1 protein-coding gene is annotated in these 840 nt (G+C 65.8%); it reads right to left on the bottom strand.

All coding sequences use genetic code 11. The features are described from left to right. Nucleotides 1-91: 91 nt before the first annotated feature. Entirely contained in the window at nt 92-751 is a 660-nt protein-coding gene (locus EOD15_RS34930; protein WP_127409354.1) for an N-6 DNA methylase, read from the bottom strand. Between the last annotated feature and the right edge of the window lie 89 nt (nt 752-840).

Here is an 840-nt window from a genome sequence, read left to right as displayed (position 1 = left end):
GGGCAGGGGTGGCCACCGGCTGCGTCGAGGCGGGACGGGCTTCGATGGCCCGGCGCGCCTCCTCGGCACCACGGCGGGCAAGGCGCATGTTTCAGCCCCCCAGGACGTGCGCGGGCGTGAACCAATGTTCGCGCTCTTCCAGCGTGAGTGAATTGCCGACGATGACCACGGCGGGAATGTGCATCAGCGAGAACTGGACATAGGCCATGTGAACGGCGCGGGGGTCAACGTCGATGGCCGTCACGTGCAGGTGCTGCTGGTAGTTGATGCCGGCGTCCTGCATTTCTTGGGCTAAGGCGATGACCATCGCGCCTGCGCCGCAGGCTGGCTCCTGCGCCAGGGCAAAACCGTTGCGGTCCACGATTTCGCGCAGCTGCGCGCCGTCACCGATCTGCAGGCGGGCCATGAGGCGGCAGACCTCGTAGGGCGTGAAGAACTGGCCACGCGCGGTGTTGTGCAGCTCCAGCTGTCCGAACACTGCACCCAGCACGTCGCCGGGGGCGGCTTCCATGGCCATGGTGACCTCGGCCAGGATCTTCGGGAACGTCTCGATCACGTCGCGCTCGTAGCGCCGGACGATTTCCAGATAGCGGGCCTCGCGGGCGTCGCGCTGGCGCAAGTCAACGGCGTTGGCGAACGAAATGGCCATCGCCTCCATGCAGTCGGAAAACACCTGGTACATGTCGTGGCGGTACCGGGCGCTTTCGAGCAGCTTGACGATGTTGCGGATGTGCTGGGCGTTCGCGCTCATTGCCAGCACCCTCCCTCGGCCCCGCCTTTCAGCACTGCTGACCGGATGCGATTGACTGCCTCGCGAAGTGAAGTCGCAGTAGCCCAACC

The sequence above is a fragment of the Mesorhizobium sp. M7A.T.Ca.US.000.02.2.1 genome (genome assembly GCF_003996995.1).
Lineage (GTDB): Bacteria > Pseudomonadota > Alphaproteobacteria > Rhizobiales > Rhizobiaceae > Mesorhizobium.
This window is presented reverse-complemented; position numbering and strand designations above follow the sequence as displayed.